This is a genomic window from Caballeronia sp. dw_19, assembly GCF_018449515.1.
In the GTDB taxonomy this organism is placed as follows: domain Bacteria; phylum Pseudomonadota; class Gammaproteobacteria; order Burkholderiales; family Burkholderiaceae; genus Caballeronia.
Map to the genome: position 1 here is coordinate 118,421 of NZ_JAAVUQ010000012.1, position 20,286 is coordinate 138,706.

Sequence of the window (20,286 nt, forward strand, 5' to 3'; positions counted from 1 at the left end):
AAAAAACCCATGACTGAAAACCCAATTTCGCAACCCGACAATGCTTATGGCGCATCCTCCATTCAGATCCTTGAGGGTCTGGAGGCGGTCCGCAAGAGGCCGGGTATGTATATCGGCGATACGTCGGATGGCACGGGTCTGCACCACCTCGTTTTCGAAGTGCTGGACAACTCGATCGACGAAGCGCTCGCCGGACATTGCAACGACATCCACGTCACCATTCACGCTGACAACTCCATCTCCGTGACCGACAACGGCCGTGGCGTGCCGACCGGCCTGAAGCTCGACGACAAGCACGATCCGAAGCGCAGCGCCGCCGAAATCGTGATGACCGAGTTGCACGCCGGCGGCAAGTTCGACCAGAACAGCTACAAGGTGTCGGGCGGCTTGCACGGCGTGGGTGTGTCGTGCGTGAACGGCCTGTCCGAATGGCTGCGCCTCACCGTGCGCCGCGACGGCAAGAAGCACTTCATGGAGTTTCATCGTGGCGTGGTGCAGAACCGTGAGCTCGTGACCGAAGACGGCATCACGTACTCGCCTATGCCCGTGGTTGGAGATACCGAAAACCGCGGCACCGAAGTCCATTTCATGCCCGACATCACCATTTTCGGCAACGTGGAATTTCACTACGACATCCTCGCCAAGCGTATGCGCGAATTGTCGTTCCTGAATAACGGCGTGCGGATTCGCCTGACCGACCAGCGTGACGGCAAGGAAGACGATTTCGCGTTTATCGGCGGCGTGAAAGGTTTTGTTGAATACATCAACAAAGCGAAGCAAGTGCTGCATCCGAACGTGTTTCACGCGATTGGCGAGAAGGACAACGTCACGGTCGAAGTGGCCATGCAGTGGAACGACAGCTACAACGAAAGCGTGCTGTGCTTCACGAACAACATTCCGCAGCGCGACGGCGGGACGCACCTGACCGGCCTGCGCGCGGCCATGACGCGGGTGCTGAACAAGTACATCACCGATCACGATATCGCGAAGAAAGCGAAGATCGAGACGAGCGGCGACGACATGCGTGAAGGTTTGTCGTGCGTGTTGTCCGTGAAGGTGCCCGAGCCGAAGTTCAGTTCGCAGACGAAGGACAAGCTGGTGTCGTCGGAAGTGCGCGCGCCGGTGGAAGACGTGGTTGCCAAGGCGCTCGAGGAGTTCCTGCAGGAAACGCCGAACGACGCGAAGATCATCACGAACAAGATTATCGATGCAGCGCGGGCTCGCGACGCCGCGCGTAAAGCGCGTGAAATGACGCGGCGTAAAGGCGTGCTCGACGGCGTTGGTTTGCCGGGCAAGCTGGCCGATTGTCAGGAGAAGGATCCGGCGAAGTCGGAGATTTACATCGTCGAGGGCGACTCGGCAGGCGGATCGGCGAAGCAAGGGCGTGACCGGAAGTTCCAGGCCATCCTGCCGTTGCGCGGCAAGGTGCTGAACGTGGAGCGCGCGCGTTTCGACAAGCTGATTTCATCGGAGCAGATCGTGACGCTGGTCACGGCGCTCGGGACCGGGTTGGGTAAGGACGACTACAACCTTGAGAAGCTGCGCTATCACCGCATCATCATCATGACCGACGCGGACGTGGACGGTGCGCACATCCGTACGCTGCTGTTGACGTTCTTTTATCGGCAGATGCCGGAGATTGTGGAACGCGGGTTTATTTATATCGCGCAACCGCCGCTTTACAAGATCAAGGCGGGTAAGGACGAGCGGTATCTGAAGGACACGCACGAGCTGAATCAGCATATGTTGAAGCTCGCATTGCAGGGCTCGGAGTTGACTGCTGCTGAGGGCGCGACACCGATTACCGGCGATGCCCTCGGTGAATTGGCGCGTGCCTATTTGCTCGCGCAAGCGGTGGTGGATCGTCTCAGCCGGTTTTACGACGTCAATGCGCTTGGCGCGGTGATGGATGGCATCGAGCTGGACTTGTCGACGCAAGAATCCACCGTTGCTTCGGCTGCCGCTTTGCAGGCGGCTTTGCGTGCCGATCCGTTGAAGCCGGAAGTGACGGTCGAGCCGGCTTACGACGCGGTGCGCGAGATCCGGTCGCTGCATATCAATCGCCGGCATCACGGGAACGTGAAGGTTTCGGTTATCGATGAAGACTTCCAACTGACTGCGGATTACAAGCAACTGCAGACGACCGCGAATACGTTCAAGGGTTTGATCGGACCGGGAGCGATGATCAAGCGCGGCGAGCGGTCGATGGCGGTGACTGACTTCAAGAGCGCGATGAAATGGTTGATCGCGGATGCGGAGCGTAACGTAACCAAGCAGCGGTATAAGGGCTTGGGCGAAATGAACCCGTCGCAGCTGTGGGAAACGACGATGGATCCGACCGTAAGGCGTTTGTTGCGCGTTCAGATTGAAGACGCAATTGCAGCCGATGGGATCTTTACGACGCTGATGGGCGATGACGTTGAACCGCGTCGCGCGTTTATTGAATCGAACGCGTTGCGGGCGGGGAATATTGACGTTTGAGATTGTGACTATCTTGAGATAGTCGGCAGGACAATCAACAACTCGCTTGAAAAAAGCCAGTCACATCTTTGGATGTGACTGGCTTTTGTTTGTGGGCCTCGGCATAGCCACGATCCCGGCAGTGCAGCGACGATATAGCCCCTCTTGCTTGTCGCCTCAGACAACGGCATTCCAGAAGTACCAAGGTACAGAAATATTGTCGATTTCTATGGATTCCGAACTTATTTCTTGCAAACGTTTATCTCGAAAATGAGAATGCCCCTTCATGGCGGTGCTTATCGCCAAATCATATGGGGACAATAAGGTGGATTTCATCGACGAAGTTAGAGCGCTCGCATCTCGTGTCGGACTCGCCAAAGATTTGTTACAAACTGAAGAGGCCACTAAGAATGCCATGGTGATGCCGTTTATTCAGCTGTTGGGGTACAACGTATTTGATCCGCTGGAGGTGACGCCGGAGCTTATTGCGGACGTCGGAACCAAAAAGGGTGAAAAGGTCGACTATGCAATCTTGAAGGATGGCCGACCCATCATGCTGTTTGAATGTAAGAAAAGCGGTGCTGACTTACATATCAACCACGCTAGTCAACTCTTTCGCTACTTCCATTCCACGGAAGCGCGATTCGGCGTATTGACCAACGGTACCGTGTATAAGTTTTTCACTGATCTCGAAAAACCGAACATGATGGACGACAAGCCGTTTTTTGAGTTCAACATTCTGGATTTTCGTGACCAGGACGTCGACGAGTTAAAGAAATTTGCCAAGACCATCTTCGATCTCGAAATCATACTCACCACTGCAAATCACCTGAAATACACCCGCTCTATTCAGAACACGTTGAGCACCTGGATGTTCAACCCACCTGAGGAGTTTGTTCGTCTCGCGTCGGCTGAGTTTTTGATTGGCAAGCACTTTAAAAATGCAGTCAAGGACCTGTTCACGGAAGTCACCAAGCAGGCATTTCAGCAACTCGTGAGTGACAAGATCAACGAGCGACTAAAAGGGGCCATGACTCCAGAGCTAAGTATCCCTTCAGCGGTACAGGTAAACATCACTGAGACTACCCCCGAGTCGGATCAGGTGTTCACTACCTCGGAGACAGAATTGGAAGCGTTCCAGATCATACGAGCCATCCTTCGCCCGGTCGTGAAGCCCGGCCGCATTTTCATACGCGTCTCGGCAAGCTATTGCGCAATCCTATTCGACGACAACAATCGCAAGCCGATCTGTCGACTAAGGTTCAACAACGAAAGCCGTCTAGTCGTGGGCTTTTTCAACGAAAACAAAGAGGAAGAAAGAGTTCCTATTGTCAATCTTGATCAGCTTTTCGACTTTGGCGAACGCCTCCAGGCGTGCGTCGGGGCTTACTTGAAGTCAGCACCGGTCAAAGAAAACGTTAGTGACGTAGTGGCTGTTTGAAAGAACGTTGTCTCATTCGAACGGCTTGACGAAGGGCAGACTGCCAAGCCGTCAAGCCGGTTGAATGACATTGATGGGTTGTGTCCCATAGAGTTGTCTGCGCCCTGCCGGTACTCCGGACGCATGATGGGTAGAACGAGAGAGACGTTGATTAGCCCGGCCAGTAAGCCCTTCAAGTGAGGAGAGGGCGCTTTCGCAATGACTCACAGGGAAGAGTTCCCCATCCGCGGGGTGTCTTCGGACCCGACCTCAAGCACCGCTTTCGTTGCCTTCTCGATAGCCTCGAACACAGCCTCCGGTACGATTCCGACGAACTGTTTGCGGCGGTTTTTCGAGACCACGCCGCCGTTGTCCAGACACATCATCACGAGCGTCGAGAGCGTACTGCCGCGTACATCGAAGCGGTCATTCACGGCGCGCAACACCGTGTCGTAGTGACGAAGAAACTGCGTCTCGCGCCGCAACTCGACTTCAAGGGCTTCATCTGCCATTCGCAGGACGAATTCAACAGCCGACGTGGCGTCCCAGTACCGGTACATGGAAGGATCGCCAAGAAACTCGAACTCAAAGTTTGCGTCGTCGATCCAGAGGACTCGCCAATGCTCGCGCAGAGGCTTGGAAAAACCCTGGAGTGCTTCCAGGTACGCCAGCTCATGACGCTTCATCGCGATCGAAACGGGGAGCAACAGTCCGTGTTGAAGTTTCGTGGACGAGCACAACGCTTGATGAATGAGAAAGCGTGAAAGCCTGCCGTTGCCATCCATGAAGGGATGGAGGAACACGAAGCCGAATGAAGAAATACTTGCCGCAACGATTGGATCAATCTGAGTCGGAGCGGCATTCGCAAACGCCATCCATTCGTCCATCAGTTCAGGCAGCATCTCGGGAGGAGGAGGGACGTACGTCACCCCGGCCGCACCTCGCAGGCCGTTTTGCAGATGATTCTGCTGGCTCCGATATCCCGCGGCCTGTTCGAGCGGATTGGTGACGCAGATATTCTGCAACTCGACCAGATACTCCTCATTCAACGGGTGGCGTTCATGAGCCTGCCGCAAAAGCGCCACGAAGCGGCGCGCCTTGTCTTCGGAGGGGGATTCTTTCTCAATGGCGAACGAATCCTGCGTCTCGTGAAGATAGGCCCAGTTGATAGCCCGATCCATCATCTCGGCCGGCAGTGACGCCATGAATTCTTGGGCGCGACCAAGAATGTCTGAATCCAGCAGACTAACGATCGCAGGTGTTTGTTCGACCGTTGCGCAATAGCGTAACGACCCGAGTCCGTTGAAATCGACGCGCCAACGTGCATTGCGGACCGAAGGGCCAGTTATGTAGCGCTCCGAGTCGAAGAGTCCGACGGCTGCGCCGCCAACCGCGGGGGCGTCGGGTAGCCGCTCGCCAGTGAACGCCTCCCAGAGAAAGCAGGCTTTTCGGATAAAAATGCCGTTTGGCGCACGCTTTAGTTCCGCGATCAGAATGTCTGCGCTAATCGTCGGCAATGCTTGCGCGAGAATACCTAAGTTGGTGCCCTCGTGTTTCAGCGCGAACAGGACATGCTCAAGGTAGGCGTCGTCAGGCGGCGCAATATGCCGCGGTACCGCCAGGCATCCGTTGATCTCCGTCAAACGGGTAACTGGCTTGATGAGCGCAGGCCGTCGCGGCGCTTGCGCGCCTGCGGCCAGCTTCTGGTGTAAGTATTGATAGCCAACGGCCGTCATCCTGGCTCCATAAAAAATTTGCAAACACAGGGGCGCGTGCAGATTTTCTTATCCGAACACAGATTTTCTTACGAATCGGCCCTCCGTGCCATTTTTTCTTACGAAGGCAGCTCAAAACCCGCAAAATCCAGTGGCGCCGCAGATTTTCTTATCCGCACACAGATTTTTTTACGATTCGCCATCCTTTCTCAGATTTTCTTATGACGGGCGAGGCTCGCTAGCCGGCCGCTTCAGTGCGCATAGGATTCGTGTGGATTAGCTAAAGCCAAGTCACGTGCGAGTCCCGCGGCTACCGGCACCCGTTGATTACACGCCGCGAAATTGTGAAAAACGATCTCAAGCGTCGGCAATGGGCATCGCTCCATATAAAGTCCACGGTTACCTCCGAGCAGTTCGGCGCTGCGGCACAAGCGCGCGTACGAACAATGCCCGTTCGCTAATAACCGATAAGACTTCATGGCCCGACCTAATTTTCAACAAACGAAACAATCCGTCAGCGCGCGCCAGAACAATGCGGCCGCCCAGGCGCGGCTTGTCAGCATCGCAGAGAAATTTCGCGCGGCTTATTCAATCGGCGATTTTCAAAGCGGCGCGAAATTCGCGGAAGAAGCGCTTCAGATCACGCCCGGCAACATGTCTATCCTGCCGGACTACGCCTTGTGCCTGATGCGTACCCAAGCTTTTGATCACGCGTACCAGGTCTATATGAGCATCCACAATGCACCGGCGAGCCAGCGCAAGCTGGCGTCGGCGACGTGGCTCGATGGCTTGGTGGAAGTGTGCGGCTGGCTAGGCAAAGCCGACGAAATGCGCGAGTACGGACTACGCTCGTTACGCGCTTCCGACGCTAAATGCGGCGCTAATCCGAGCGAGCCGATTCCCGATTCCCCACCGCCCGCATTCAACCCCGCGAACCCCGCAGCAAACGTGATCGCCTACTCGCTGTTCGGATCGAATCCGCGATACTGCGAGCCCGCTGTCATGAACGCCGAGATAACGCGCGACGTGTTCGAGGGCTGGACGTGTCGCGTTTATCTCGATGCAACGGTGCCCGAACACGTTCAACGCAGGCTGAAAGACGCCGGCGCCGAAGTCGTTTTCATGGAGCGCGACTCGGGCGTTCATCCGCTGATGTGGCGCTTTCTCGTGATCGATGATTCGAGCGTGAAACGCTTCCTTCTCCGCGATGCCGACGCGCTGCTGTCCGAGCGCGAATATGCAGCGGTACAGGAATGGGTGAATAGTCCGTATTACTTCCACATCATCCGCGATTACTTCACCCACACGGAATTGATTCTCGCGGGTTTGTGGGGCGGATGTGCAGGCATCCTGCATAACGCGGTCGGCTCGATGCAGCAATTCGTTGCGAAGAACACGGAGAGCGGGCGCTTCATCGACCAGCATTATCTGCGCGAGAACGTGTGGCCAACGTTACGTAAAAGCGTACTGTCTCACGACGACCTGTTCGGCTTCCACGATGCCAAACCGTTCCCACCGCACGCGCCAAACAGATGGAACACGGAAAAATTCCATGTCGGCAGCAATACGAGCTATCAGGCGATCGGCGGCAAAAGCATGCTGCTCGAAGGCACCGAGCAACGGCTGATTTTCAGTTCGGCAGATGGCAAGCCATTGTTCGATTACCATGCAACCGTTCGGAATGGCGAATGGCGTCTGGACATGCCGTTCTTCGTGGTTGAGAAGATTGCGTCGCAGGAAATCGTGCTCAGCCTCGACAAATAAGCCACTAATAGGCGCTTCTCATGCGCCCACCACTTCCACTGTCGAAAAGCCGATTCCCACGCTTTTCGTCACTCTGATCTGCAACGGAATGCGCTCTTTGAGCGCTTCCACGTGACTGATCACACCGATCATCTTGCCGCTTGCGTTCAACGAATCGAGTGCGTTGAGCGCAATCTCCAGCGTCTCGCCGTCGAGCGTGCCGAAACCTTCATCGAGGAACAGCGAATCGATGGAAGTCTTGAAACTCACCAGATCCGATAAAGCCAGCGCCAGCGCAAGACTCACCAGGAAGCTTTCACCGCCCGATAACGTGCGCGTGTCGCGCGCAATATCGCCTTGCCACATATCGAGCACTTCCATTTCCAGATCGCCCGCAAGTTTGCGGTTCAACTGGTAACGCCCATGCAGTTGCGTGAGTTGCCGATTCGCAAGGTAGATCAAGTGATCGAGCGTCAGGCCCTGCGCAAACTTTCGATACTTCGCGCCATCGGCGGAACCGATCAGACTGCTCAAGCGTTGCCACAAGTCGTAACGCGTGCGTTGAGCATCGATCTGTTCAAATAAAGCCTGCTTTTCCACACGCAGCCGATCGTCGTTCTTGAGCGTTGCGCGAAGTTCGCCTTGCTTTTCGCTGAGTGTCTTTAACGTTGCAAGCAGTTCATCAACCGTGCGTTGCAATGCTTCTGCATCTTGTTCGGTCTTCGGCTCTTTCAGCAATTCCGCACGATGATTTTCCGCGTTCGTGCGCAGCGTGCGCACCGTCGTCAACAGATCATCGAGTTCGCGTTTCAGCGTTTGCAAGCGCTCGCGTTCTTCGTTCGGCAGCAGCGCTTCGGTGAACGCTTGTTCATCGGCGAATACGCTTTTGGCTAACGCACTCGTCCATGCCGCCGATGTTTTCTCCGCCCGTTCGATGTCTTCGCTCAGACGTATCGTCAGCGTTTGCAGCGTGCCTTCGAGCGCGCTGGTTTTATCGCGTGCGATTTCGTAGCGCTGTATTGCCGATGAAAACGCTGCATCGGGATCACTGGTCGCTGCAACAACCTCAGTCTGCAATTCGATAAAATCCGCTTCGCAAGCGGTCCATCGCGTGGACCATTTTTCTGCTTCAGATGCCGCCGCTTCAAGCGCCTGCCGCGCGCGATCGGCTTGCTGTGCCAACACGCGATTTTTATCCGATGCCGTCTGCCACGCCTTCCATTCAGCGTCGCGATCCGTGAGCCACGTTTGCCATGAAGTCCACGAATCGGGACGCGCGTAACCAACGGAAGTGACCGATTCATCGAGCATTTGTTCTCGTTTAACCAGCGCGTTCTGCAGCGACGCCGAGTGATCCGCGGTTTCCTTAAGCGATTTTTCCGCAGAGCTTTGTTTCTCTTCAAGCAGCTTGAGATCGTGTTGATGCTGGAGCGACTTCCGCTCCGCCGCATTCGCGGCGTTCGCGTGCTGCTCGATCACCGTCTTCTGTCGATCCACCGCAGCAAGCGTTTCCTGCGCCTGCTTCAACTTGGTCGCGTGTTCGTGCGCATGGGTATCGAGCGCGTTTTGCTCAATCGCTTCCAGTTCAAGTTCGGCGCATAACTGCGTCCAACTTGCGGCGTGCAAACCGGCGTCGATGAGCCATGTATCGATACGTTTTCCGAGTTGTTCAATCGCCACGCGCAATCCCGCGATTCCGACATCGATCGCCAACGCTTCCTTGCGTTTGCTATCCAACGCGAGTTGCTTTTCTTTCAACGCTTGCCCGGTCGCAGAGACGTCGAGCGCTTCATACGCGCTGATCGACGGGTGTTCTATCGAACCGCACAAAGGACAGGCTTCTCCAGGCTGTAACGCCGCGCGATGACCGGCGAGATCAAGAATGCGCTGTTCCTGAAGCAGTAATTTGCGTTTGTCCTCGATCTGCTCAACGAGCGTTTCAATCTCTTTGGCGAGACGATCGCGGTGTTCCGGCAGAGGCTTGAACGATGCGTTTTTCTGCGCAAGTTCTTCGCGATCCAGCGCGAGTTGCCTGGTCCCGCGAGCAATCGTTTCGCCGATATGCGCAAGCTTGCCGAACACTTGATGTTGATCCTGAAGCCGCTGACATCGCGTCTTCAAAGCAGTTTCATGCTCACCGTTCAACAGCGTCAAAAGCTTCGCGCGCTGCTCGGCTTCGCCTTTGCGCGCGGACTCGGCTGCGGTCGTTGCGTCGCGTACGGCAATACGCTGAGCATCGATCGCCTGGGCTTGCTTACCGATCGTGAGCACTAACTCGTCGCGCCTTTTGCCGGTCGCTTCGATGTCGCTCAGCGTCTGCTGGCGCACCGTGAACTGCTGCTGCCACAACACAATCTGCTCGCCCAGTTTGCCTCGATGCGGATGTTCATCGAGTGCGGACTGAATGGCTTTTGCGTCGGCCAGAATCTCGCTTAGTGTGCGTTGTCGAAGCTCGACAATCCTTCCACTTATCACCGATGCCAGACGTAAACCACGCGCCGCATCGAGCGATGCAGCCTGCTTGTCCGCCTTGGCGCTCGCAAGCTGACCAGACGTTGCCACATGCCTGTCGCGTGCTGCGAGCATAGCCATATGATCAGCGCGCAGCTTTTCGGCAGGCTCGCTTGCGGCGAGACGATCGAGCGAAGGCTTGGCATCGGCGATCTTCAATTCAGCTTGCCGTTGGTTCGTCAACGCCTGCTCAAGCTGCAGGTCCGCCGCCGATAACGCCGCTCGCCAAGCCAGCATCGCGCGCGTTGTATCGAGTTGCTTGCCGAGTGCCGATTCCTGTTCGCCAACCGCGGTCTGTTCCTGCTGCAAGGCGCTCCGCTGTTCCTCAGTCAGCAACTGAACACCGTCAGCACGCGCCAACAACGTATCCAGCGCAAGCTTCTCGTTGCGCGTCCGCTCGAATACATTCTGCGAGATCGTGCCGTAGATATCGGTGCCGGTGAGCTCTTCGAGCAACTCGGCGCGCTCGTTCGCCTTCGCTTCGAGGAACGCGGCGAAGCCACCTTGTGCGAGCATCATGGACTTCGTGAAGCGGCCGAAATCGAGTCCCGTGATGCTCTCGACGAGCCGCAGTTTATCCACGATACGCTCGGTCATGATCGTGCCATCCAGACGCGCGAGCTCCACCTTGGGCGCTTGCAGATTCCCGTCGGTTTTGTCGCGTGCGCGACGCTGGCTCCAGAACGCCCGATACCCTTCGCCCTTCACTTCGAACTCCACTTCCGCGAGGCATTCAAACGTGTGCCGCGTCATCAGCTCGTTCGTCCCTTGCGAGACGGTGTCCATGCGCGGCGTGCGGTGATAGAGCGCAAGGCAGATTGCATCGAGCAAGGTGGTCTTGCCCGCGCCGGTCGGGCCGGTGATCGCGAACAAGCCGTTATCGCGAAACGGCGGCTGGCTGAAGTCGATCTTCCACTCGCCCTTCAGCGAGTTCAGATTCCGCAAACGCAACGACAAGATCTTCATGCTGCATCCGCCTCGTCAATCTCAGCGACGACCTGGCGATACATCGATAAAAGCTGCAAGCGCGTCTCCTCATCGATGGTTTCCGTTTGCAGGCGGCGCGCGAATACATCGTCGGGCGTGAGCTCGTTCAAGGTTTCCTTTGCTTGCGATTGCAATGCGGCGGAGACAGAAGAACGCTCGCGGCGAATGCGCAGCACTTCAACCGGCAGGTCTGCGGTGATCTTCTGGATGCGCGACTGGAGATCGCTGAGGTAGTCATCGGCGGAGACTACGATTTCGAGCCACACGGTCTCGCCTTCAACAGCCTGAGACGCAGCAGCGGAGACCGCAGCCTCAAGCTCTTTCAACGATCCTTTCACCGACAACAACGGCTGAAAGCACGGCACGTTGAGCACGGTCACGCGTTCAAGGCCGTTCGTCGATACATCCACAAGCAGCATCTCTTTCTGTTGCCGCGCTTCGTCGAAGCTCAATGGGATCGGCGATCCGCTATAGCGAATGTGATCCAGCCCGCCCACTTTCTGCGGCCGATGAATATGCCCGAGCGCGATGTAATCGGCTGCCGGAAACGCGCTTGTCGGAAAGGCTTCCAGCGCGCCCACATAAATCTCCCGCACCGATTCACTCGCGCTCGCACCAACCGTCGTTAAGTGCCCGGTCGCGATAATCGGCAAATGCGCGCCAAGCGTCGCGCGCTTCTGCTCAGCGAGCGCGAACAGCGCCTGATAATGCGCATGAATCGCGTCTTGCAGCGACTCCTGTTTATCGCGTGCGCTCTGTCCCGCGATGCTCTGCAGCACATCACGCGGACGGATGAACGGGATGGCGCAGACGATCGCGCCGGGCTTGCCGTCGCGCGTGGTGAGCACACGAACCTGTTCGTCGGGATCGTCCTGCACGGAAGGAATGACGACGGTATTCAACGCCGTCAGCAAATTGCGCGACTCTTCGAGCACGGCGACGGAATCGTGATTTCCCGCCAGCAGCGTCAAGCCGACGCCCGCGTCGCGCAACGCGAGAATCAGCGTGTAGTAGAGCTCGCGGGCGTAGCTGGGCGGCGCGCCGGTATCGAAGATATCGCCGGCTATCAGCACCGAATCGACCGCGTGCAGCCGCGTCTGCTCGACCAGCCACGCAATCAGCTTTTGATGTTCGGCCTGGCGTGAATGCCCAAGAAAGTACTGGCCGAGGTGCCAGTCCGAGGTGTGCAGGATTCGCATCGGGGAGTAGGGTGGAAGGCGTTGCCGCGCATCGTTTTAGTGGCTGCCAGTTTAGCCGATCGACCCGCCCCAAGCCGCGAAACGGACCGGTAGGACCCCGGAAAACGCCGTAAAACGAGGCAATCGCGCCGTGTACGCGTACACTTCGGCTTCTAATTGCGCGGAAACAGTACGCGCTGGCCTCGCCGGCGCCCTTTTCACGCCGCAACCCCATCAATTACGCTCAAATCAATCATGTTTATCTGCCGAAACCAGCCGTGCGGCGCCGAATGGCAACTCGCCGACGTGCTCATCAAGAACGAAGGCCAGGGCCTGATGTTCCGCTGCCCCATGTGCGGCGCGCGCAACAAGGTGCTGCGCCACGACGCGCCCGACGGCACGATCACCTACGAGCAGGACAATTCGGTCCCGCCGAAACCTGCCGCAAAGTAACAACATAAGCTCATGACCACCCCAACTTCATTTAGCGCCCTGCCGCTTTCGCCGGCGATGCTGGCGAACCTCGAACAACTCGGTTATCTGACGATGACCCCGATCCAGGCCGCCAGCCTGCCGATCGCGCTCGCAGGCCACGATCTCATCGCGCAGGCCAAGACGGGTAGCGGCAAGACGGCCGCGTTCGCGTTGCCGCTGCTCGCGAAGATCGATCCGCGGCTTTTCTCGGTGCAGGCGCTTGTGCTGTGCCCGACGCGCGAACTCGCCGATCAAGTCACGCAGGAAATCCGCCGCATCGCGCGCGCGGAGGACAACATCAAGATCCTGACGCTATGCGGCGGCTCGCCCATGCGCCCGCAGATCGCGAGCCTTGAACATGGCTGCCATATTGCCGTGGGAACGCCCGGGCGGATCATGGATCATCTGGAGCGCGGCACGCTGCCGTTGACCGCGCTGAAAACGCTGGTCCTCGATGAAGCCGACCGCATGCTCGACATGGGTTTTTTCGACGACATCGTCGCGGTCGTCAAACAATGTCCGAAGGATCGTCAGACGCTGCTGTTCTCCGCGACGTATCCGGATGGCATCGCGAAACTGAGCCAGCAATTCCTGCGCAAGCCGCAGGAAGTCAAACTCACCGAGCAGCACACGAATTCGAAGATCAAGCAGCGTTTCTACGAAGTCCACGACAACGAACGTCTCCATGCCGTGGGTCAGTTGCTCGATCACTATCAGCCGGTCAGTACCCTCGCGTTTTGCAATACAAAACAGCAATGCCGCGACTTGCTCGATGTTTTAGTCGCGCAAGGTTTTAACGCACTCGCGCTGCACGGCGAACTCGAACAACGCGAACGCGATCAGGTGCTCGTCCAGTTCGCCAATCGTAGTTGCTCGGTGCTGGTCGCGACCGACGTGGCCGCGCGTGGGCTCGATATCACGCAACTGGAAGCGGTGATCAACGTCGATGTCACGCAGGATCCCGAGATCCATGTTCACCGTATTGGCCGCACCGGCCGCGCGGATCAGGAAGGCTGGGCGCTGAGCCTCGCGAGCATGAATGAAATGGCGCGCGTGAGCTCGATCGAACAGGCGCAGAAAAAGGAAGTGGAATGGCACAAGCTGAGCGAACTGACGCCGGCGACGCCGGGTCATCTTCAGCCGCCCATGGCCACGTTGCAGATCCTCGGCGGCCGCAAGGAAAAGATTCGTCCCGGCGACGTACTGGGCGCGCTGACCGGTGACGCGGGTTTCGAAGGCTCGCAGATCGGCAAGATCAATGTGACGGACATGGTCACGTACGTGGCGGTCGCGCGGGATATTGCGGATCAAGCGGTGAAGAAGTTATCGGCGGGGAAGGTGAAGGGCAAGAAGGTAAAGGTGCGACGTATTTAAGCGCATTTACATTGGCGCACCGGGCCTGCAATTTGCACTCGTGAATCAATGAAACCAGTCAGGGCGGATATGCGTATGCACGCATATCCGCCCGCCGATCCGCGAAACGCATAACTTCAAATGAAGAAACAAGGGATAGGAGCAATCTGATAGCTGGACGGGAAGGCAGCGCTTAGCATCGAGAGGTTATCCACTTTGATGAATACGCCCGCCATGAATCAACCTCCCGCACAGCTCGCCGTCGCTTTAGATCTCCATCAGGCAGGCCGTATGGCCGAAGCGGAAAGTGGTTATCGCGCGATTCTCAAGGAACATCCCGATCACGTCGAAGCATTGCATTACCTCGGTGTGTTGCTGCATCAACGCGGCGACAACGAAGACGCCGCGACGTTGCTGGATCGCGCGCTTGGCCTTGCCCCCGATGTGTCCGCGTGCTGGAGCAATCGCGGGCTGGTGGCGGTGGCGCTAGGCGATCTTCCCCATGCTGTGGAGTGTCACGAGCGCGCCCTCGCTATCGACCCGGCGTTCATCAACGCGCGTAACAACCTTGGCACAGCGCTGCAAAAACAAGGCCGCTTCGACGAATCCATCAAACAGTACGAGATGTTGCTCGCGCAAGATCCCGATCTAATCGACGCCCGTTTGAACCTCGGCTCGACACTCGCTTCCGCGAAGCGCTACGACCAAGCGCTGGCGGTATATCGCGAGACGCTTGCACGGAGCCCGGGCAACTTCTACGCGCATTTCGGCGAAGGCAACGCGCTGCGCGAACTGAAACAATTCGACGAAGCTGTCGCCAGTTTGCATCGAGCACTGGCGCTCAGGCCGGACCACTTCGAGGCGCACGTGAATCTCGGCACGACGCTCGGGCTTTCCGGGAAATTCGTGGAGGCGGAGGCGCAGTATCGGCGGGCGTTGACCTTGCGCGACGATCCGCAGATTCACGTCTGCGTAGGTGCGGCTATCGGCTCGCAAGGTCGTTTCGAGGAGGAGGAACCGCATTATCGGCACGCACTGACACTCGTCCCCGATCACGCCGACGCGCTGCACAATCTCGCGTTGCTGCAGTTAAGGCGCGGCAGGTTCAAGGAAGGCTGGGCGCTGCACGAAGTGCGCTGGCGCTCGAGCAAGTACAAGCCGATGAACGTTCCCGGGGTGCCGGAATGGCGCGGGGAGTCACTGCAAGGCAAGACACTGCTGGTCGCCGGCGAGCAGGGGCACGGCGACATGATCCAGTTCGCGCGTTATTTGCCGGTGCTTGAAGGGATGGGTGCCACCGTCGATGTGTGGGTGCCGGCGAACATCGTGGAACTGGTTCAGAGCGTGCGCGGCGTGCGGCGGGCGCTGCCCATTTGTCCGACGAAGGAATACGACTATTGGACGCCATCGATGAGCGTGCCGCATCGCGTGGCCCATCTCGTTCCTGGCGTCCTCGCCGACACGCCTTATATGAGCGTAAGCGCCGAGCGGATCGGCTCGTGGCCGGCGCGCGTGAAAAAACTGGCGGGCACGCGCAGGAAGATTGGCATCGTGTGGGCGGGCAGTCCGACGTTCGGCAACGATCAATTCCGCTCGATGCCGTTCGCCGCGTGGTCACCGTTCGCGGAGGTGGCGAACACCGAGTGGTTTTCGCTGCAGAAGGGCGCGGCGCGCGACCAGCTCGCGCAACCCGGTTGCGCGTTGAAACCCCACGATCTGACGGACGACATCCACGATTTCGCCGATACCGCCGCGCTGATCGAACAGCTCGATCTGGTGATGACGGTGGATACGTCGGTTGCCCATCTGGCTGGTGCGCTCGGCAAGCCTGTGTGGGTGTTCCTGCCGGCGAATTACGATTGGCGCTGGATGCTCGATCGCGACGACAGCCCGTGGTATCCAGGCATGCGTTTGTTCAAGCAGACTACGCTTGGAGACTGGACTGAGCCGGTGGCGCGGGCGAAAGCGGCGCTGATGGCGAGGTGAATGTTTTTGCGCTCGCAAGATGCGGCGGACGGTTACCTGATCTGCAACTGCTTCTCGCGTGCGCCTACGGCGTGTGATGCAGCAGAGCGCTGCGTCGTCCGGCCGGCTCGGCGATTCGCGTTAGTGCGTCTTGCGCTGCGCGACGCCGCCATAGCGTAATCGCGGCTTACTTCTCCGCTGTCTGCATTGCTTCAACGGGTTTATCGCGGGTAATCAGCCGCAATCCGCTTGCAATGCTCGCCGCGCCTGCGAATCCCGCGCCAATTGCCAGCGCCAGTGTCGGCCCATGATGCCCGGCAATGCCAAAGCTCAGTGCGACCAGCGCCGCGCCGGTCGCCTGGCCGATCAGCCGAGCGGTTGCCACCACGCCGCTTGCGCCGCCGCTGCGCTCGCGCGGCGCGCTCGCCATGAGCGCCTTCAGATTGGGCGACTGGAAGAATCCAAAACCCGCGCCGCATATGCCCATGCGAATACAGATATCGAGTGCATGGGGATGAGCCGGCAGCAACGCCAGCGACGCCATGCCCGCGCACATGATCGCGAGGCCGACGCCGCCCAGCAGCCCCGGTTGGTATCGATCCGATAAGCGTCCGGCGACCGGCGCCAGCAAGGCCACCATCACCGACCACGGCGTCATCAGGAAGCCAGTTTCCACCTGGCTGCGCCCAAGCACGCTTTCGAAATAAAACGGCAGCGACACGAACGCCAGCCCTTGCGCGGCGAACGAACACACGGCGGTTGCCGTCGATAACGCGAACATCGGCCGCTTGAAGAGATCGACGGGGAGCATCGGCGCCGGATGACCGCGTTCCCGACGCAGCATCAATCCGCCCGCCACGACCGTCACCGCGAGCGCGATCAGCACGATATGCGTGGGCGCTTGCTGAGCCGCTTCGCCAAGCGCGAAGACCAGCGCGGCGAACGTGATCACGTTCAGTCCGGCCGCCACGCGGTCGAAGCCGTGCGTGGCGCGCGGCGTTTGCGGCAACGCCGTCCAGCCGATGGCCAACGCCACCAGCCCAATCGGCAGGTTCACCGCGAACAGCCACGGCCAGGGCCCGAGCGAGAGCACGATCGACGCGACCGTCGGCCCGACTGCGAACGATATCCCCACCACCAGCGCGTTTAGCCCGAACCCGCGTCCGAGCCGGTGATGCGGATAGATTGCTCCGATCAGCGCCGTGTTCACGCTCATCACCGCGCTCCCGCCAATGCCCTGCAACAGCCGCGCCGCGGTGAGCGACGGCAGCGACCACGACAGCGCGCAGGTCAGCGACCCCACGAGAAACAGGATCAGGCCGCCCAGATAGATCTTCCTATGTCCGACGATACCGCCCAGCGCCGCGAACGGCAGCAGCGTGGCGACCATCGCGAGCTGATACGCGTTGATGATCCAGACGGACGCGGCCGGCGTTGCGTGGAGATCGGCGGCGATGGCGGGGAGCGCGGTATTCGCGATGGCGGTATCGAGCGTGGCGAGCGAAACGGCGAGCAGCATGGCCGCCATGCCGCGACGCTGGAGCGCGGTCATGGGACCGTCGGCAGGAAGAGGGGTCTGGTCTGACACAGTTTTTTAGGATTGGACGTGATCGGCAATAGTCCGACACGATACGGGATCGCGACGAAGCTCGCCGAGCACCCCCGCAGGAGCTTTCAAACAGGTGTCAGTACCGCCTCGCCGGCGAAGTGCCGGGTGGCGTTATCGACGAACATCTGGACCGACGCCGCCACCGCCTCCGGTGAGCGCCCGCCCACGTGCGGCGTCAGCACGACACGCTCGGAGCCTGTCAGCAACGCGGGCGGCGTGGGCTCGCCTTCGTAGACATCGAGTCCCGCGCCGGCTATCACGCCGCGTTCGAGCGCGTCCGCCAGAGCGGCGGTATCCACAACACTGCCGCGCGCCACGTTCACCACGTAGCCTTTTGAGCCGAGTGCGGCGAGCACGCCGGCGTCGATCAGATGTTTCGTCGATGCGCCGCCCGGCGTGGCGACCACGAGGTAATCGGCCCATTCGGCCAGCGCGATCACTGAGTCGAAGTACGTATACGCCGAGTCCGGTTGCGGCCGGCGATTGTGATAACCGATCTCGATATCGAAGCCTTGCGCTCTTTTAGCCACCTTCCTGCCGATATTGCCCAAGCCGATCACGCCTAGTTTCTTGCCCGAGAAGTTCGGCTGGAACGGGAGGTCATCGCGCCAGGCGCCCGCACGGCACGCGCGGTCGAGCACGGGGATCTGGCGAACCACCCCGAGAAGCAGCGCGAAGGCGTGATCGGCGACGCAATCGTCGTTGGTCCCCGCGCCGTTCACCACGACGATGCCGCGCGCCTGCGCCGCATCGCGCGCGATGTTTTCGTAACCCGCGCCCAATGCGCCGATCAGCTCGACGTTCGGCAGTTTCGCGATGGACGCTCCGTCGATGCCGATGGTGCCGTTTGTCAGGACAGCGCGGATTTCGTCGGCGTGGTCGGTGAGCGCTCGATCGATCGCGGATTGATCGAGCGCTGTAATGACGTTGAAGGCGTTGGCGACGGTGATTTGGTTTTCGGGTCGAAGCGGAACCAGGACGAGGACGGTGAGGAGCATGGGCGCGAGGCGTTGAAGGAGCGAAGGGCCAAGTTTCGCATTTTTTTGAGATGACGGCGGGAGGGGGCCCGGCACGTTCGTTCAAGCCGCTGCGTCGTTGCGCATATCCGATAAAAAATGTGCGCTCGCAGCATTTTTAGGAATTGTCGTGTAGGCGACGCGCGAAGGCCGATCCACAATCCGGCCGTTGCAATGCAATGGGGCGGAATCTTACTTACGCGCTGCCCCATCGTTTTTCAGAAAACCGGAAAGCGGCTTTTGGCGAAGCTAAGAGAAGCCTGAATTGAGGTTACATGACGATGACCAATATCAAACGATTTTTGTGCCAGCTGTTCGTTGAGTCTGCTCAGGACCCAAGCCGGCCTCCTCACAATCGACGTGCTTGGTCGCTTTGAGTAGCTCGAGATCATGAGAGCACTTGCCGCAGCTCGGCTTAAGGCCGGTTGGTCAGAACTGCAAAGCGTCTTTTCGCGACTGATCGACGTCGCGTTGATCGTGCTCGGTGCCGCCGTCGCTATGCTGCTCCGGCCAGCGGGCGAAGGGTATTCACTGGGCGACGGTACATTTGTTGCAATATCCGTGGCCTTCGCGCTCCTGCTGTTTCCGTTGTTCGGCGTGTATCAGTCGTGGCGCGGCCGTTCAAAACGCAGGCTTGTGGGTCATATTTCACTGGCATGGTTTGTGGCGCAAGCTTGTGCTGTGGCCTTGATGTTCGCGTTGCACAGGACGGCTTCCGTCTCGCGCCTGTGGGTTGCATGCTGGGTGCTCAACACGGGCGTGGCGCTTGTGGCATCGCGGTTCATCGTTTATACGATCCGCTCGCGGATGCGGCATGCAGGATACGACTTGCGCACCGTGGGCGTTACCGGTATTGGCGCGCACTGCGAAAACGTGATGGCGAAGATCGCAGCGTCGCCCGCATCGGGTTTTCGCGTGGTCGCCAGTTTCATCTCCCAGCCAACGACCCGGCTCGACATATCGGGCATCTCGGTCTGTCGTGATCTCAAGGCTTTTGCCGTTGCCATCCGCGCGGAAAAGGTACCCGAAGTATGGGTGGCGCTGCCTATGTCCGAGGAAGAGGCGCTACGTGATGTTCTCGAAGAGTTCAGCGGCGACCTGGTCAACATCCGGTTCATCCCTGACGTGCGAAGTCTCGCGATGTTCGACGGCGAGATGGTCGAATTGATGGGCGCACCGGCAATCAATATGGTTGCGCCGCCATTGTCGGGCGCGGCGCTTTTGCAAAAGGCAATTTTTGACAGGTTGTTCGCCACTTTCACGCTGATCCTCATTGCGCCGCTGATGGTTGCTATTGCCATGGCGGTGAAGCTGTCGTCGCGGGGGCCGGTATTTTTCAGGCAAACGCGCAAAGGCGCGGACGGAAAGACCTTCAAGATATTCAAGTTTCGCACTATGCGTGCGCACATCGAAAAAGCGGGCGTGGTGCAGCAAGCTACGCGAAACGATCCGCGAATCACCCCATTGGGCGCTTTCCTGCGCCGCACGAGTCTGGACGAACTACCTCAGTTCCTTAACGTGCTGCGCGGAGAGATGTCGGTGGTCGGACCGCGGCCGCACGCAACGGCGCACGACGATTACTACCAGAAGATTGTCGACGGATATATCCACCGCTATCGCATCAAACCGGGGATTACCGGCTGGGCGCAAGTCAATGGCTTTCGCGGTGAGACCGATCGCCTTGAAAAGATGCAAGGCCGTGTTGAGTACGATATGTACTACTTAAGAAATTGGTCACTCAAGCTGGACATACGGATTGTGATCGCTACGTTTATGAAAGGAATGGTGCACCGGAACGCATATTGATGCGCTGTTGACCAAAGCAAGTAACGGATTAACTAACAGGCAGTATGAA

General features: G+C 58.6%; 12 protein-coding genes. 7 read left to right on the forward strand and 5 right to left on the reverse strand.

From position 1 onward, the window contains the following. Positions 1–9 precede the first annotated feature (9 nt). Together gyrB and HB376_RS18310 are read left to right on the forward strand one after the other, a co-directional pair. The gene (gene gyrB / locus HB376_RS18305) at positions 10–2,481 is read left to right on the forward strand and encodes a DNA topoisomerase (ATP-hydrolyzing) subunit B (protein ID WP_213765075.1); all 2,472 of its coding nucleotides are present in this window, start codon (positions 10–12) and stop codon (positions 2,479–2,481) included. A 265-nt stretch (positions 2,482–2,746) separates the two neighbouring features. Next, complete coding sequence (locus tag HB376_RS18310) at positions 2,747–3,901, forward strand: type I restriction endonuclease (RefSeq protein WP_218627298.1); 1,155 nt, start codon at positions 2,747–2,749, stop codon at positions 3,899–3,901. A gap of 203 nt (positions 3,902–4,104) precedes the next feature. On the opposite strand, the gene HB376_RS18315 is transcribed toward HB376_RS18310, so the two are convergent. Beyond that, positions 4,105–5,616, reverse strand: a complete 1,512-nt coding sequence (locus HB376_RS18315) for a Fic family protein (RefSeq protein ID WP_213765076.1) — start codon at positions 5,614–5,616, stop codon at positions 4,105–4,107. 456 nt (positions 5,617–6,072) lie between these two features. Between HB376_RS18315 and HB376_RS18320 the strand changes: the two genes are divergently transcribed. Further along, positions 6,073–7,359: a tetratricopeptide repeat protein gene (locus HB376_RS18320; RefSeq protein WP_213765077.1), complete on the forward strand. Its 1,287-nt coding sequence runs from the start codon at positions 6,073–6,075 to the stop codon at positions 7,357–7,359. A gap of 18 nt (positions 7,360–7,377) precedes the next feature. Here the strand turns inward: HB376_RS18320 and HB376_RS18325 are convergent, their stop codons facing one another. Together HB376_RS18325 and sbcD are read right to left on the reverse strand one after the other, a co-directional pair. Then, a complete protein-coding gene (locus tag HB376_RS18325; RefSeq protein ID WP_213765078.1) occupies positions 7,378–10,815 on the reverse strand; it encodes an AAA family ATPase in 3,438 nt (1,145 codons plus the stop codon). Then, positions 10,812–12,035 (reverse strand): exonuclease subunit SbcD, encoded by a 1,224-nt coding sequence (gene sbcD / locus HB376_RS18330; protein WP_213765079.1) that lies wholly within the window; start codon positions 12,033–12,035, stop codon positions 10,812–10,814. The genes HB376_RS18325 and sbcD overlap by 4 nt, the downstream gene beginning before the upstream one ends. Before the next feature lie 234 nt (positions 12,036–12,269). On the opposite strand from sbcD, the gene HB376_RS18335 reads away from it, so the two are divergent. The 3 genes from HB376_RS18335 (at position 12,270) to HB376_RS18345 (ending at position 15,827) form a co-directional block, all read left to right on the forward strand. Further along, positions 12,270–12,467 (forward strand): hypothetical protein, encoded by a 198-nt coding sequence (locus HB376_RS18335; RefSeq protein ID WP_047895277.1) that lies wholly within the window; start codon positions 12,270–12,272, stop codon positions 12,465–12,467. A gap of 12 nt (positions 12,468–12,479) precedes the next feature. Further along, positions 12,480–13,862, forward strand: a complete 1,383-nt coding sequence (dbpA, locus tag HB376_RS18340; RefSeq protein ID WP_213765080.1) for an ATP-dependent RNA helicase DbpA — start codon at positions 12,480–12,482, stop codon at positions 13,860–13,862. A gap of 213 nt (positions 13,863–14,075) precedes the next feature. Then, entirely contained in the window at positions 14,076–15,827 is a 1,752-nt protein-coding gene (locus tag HB376_RS18345) for a tetratricopeptide repeat protein (RefSeq protein ID WP_213765081.1), read from the forward strand. 166 nt (positions 15,828–15,993) lie between these two features. Here the strand turns inward: HB376_RS18345 and HB376_RS18350 are convergent, their stop codons facing one another. Continuing rightward, complete coding sequence (locus HB376_RS18350) at positions 15,994–17,358, reverse strand: MFS transporter (RefSeq protein ID WP_213765082.1); 1,365 nt, start codon at positions 17,356–17,358, stop codon at positions 15,994–15,996. Positions 17,359–17,480: 122 nt separating this feature from the next. Continuing rightward, entirely contained in the window at positions 17,481–18,413 is a 933-nt protein-coding gene (locus HB376_RS18355; protein WP_213765083.1) for a 2-hydroxyacid dehydrogenase, read from the reverse strand. 408 nt (positions 18,414–18,821) lie between these two features. On the opposite strand from HB376_RS18355, the gene HB376_RS18360 reads away from it, so the two are divergent. Then, positions 18,822–20,237 carry an undecaprenyl-phosphate glucose phosphotransferase gene (locus HB376_RS18360; RefSeq protein ID WP_213765084.1) on the forward strand — a complete coding sequence of 472 codons (1,416 nt, stop codon included), beginning with the start codon at positions 18,822–18,824 and terminating at the stop codon, positions 20,235–20,237. The last annotated feature ends 49 nt before the right edge of the window (positions 20,238–20,286 follow it).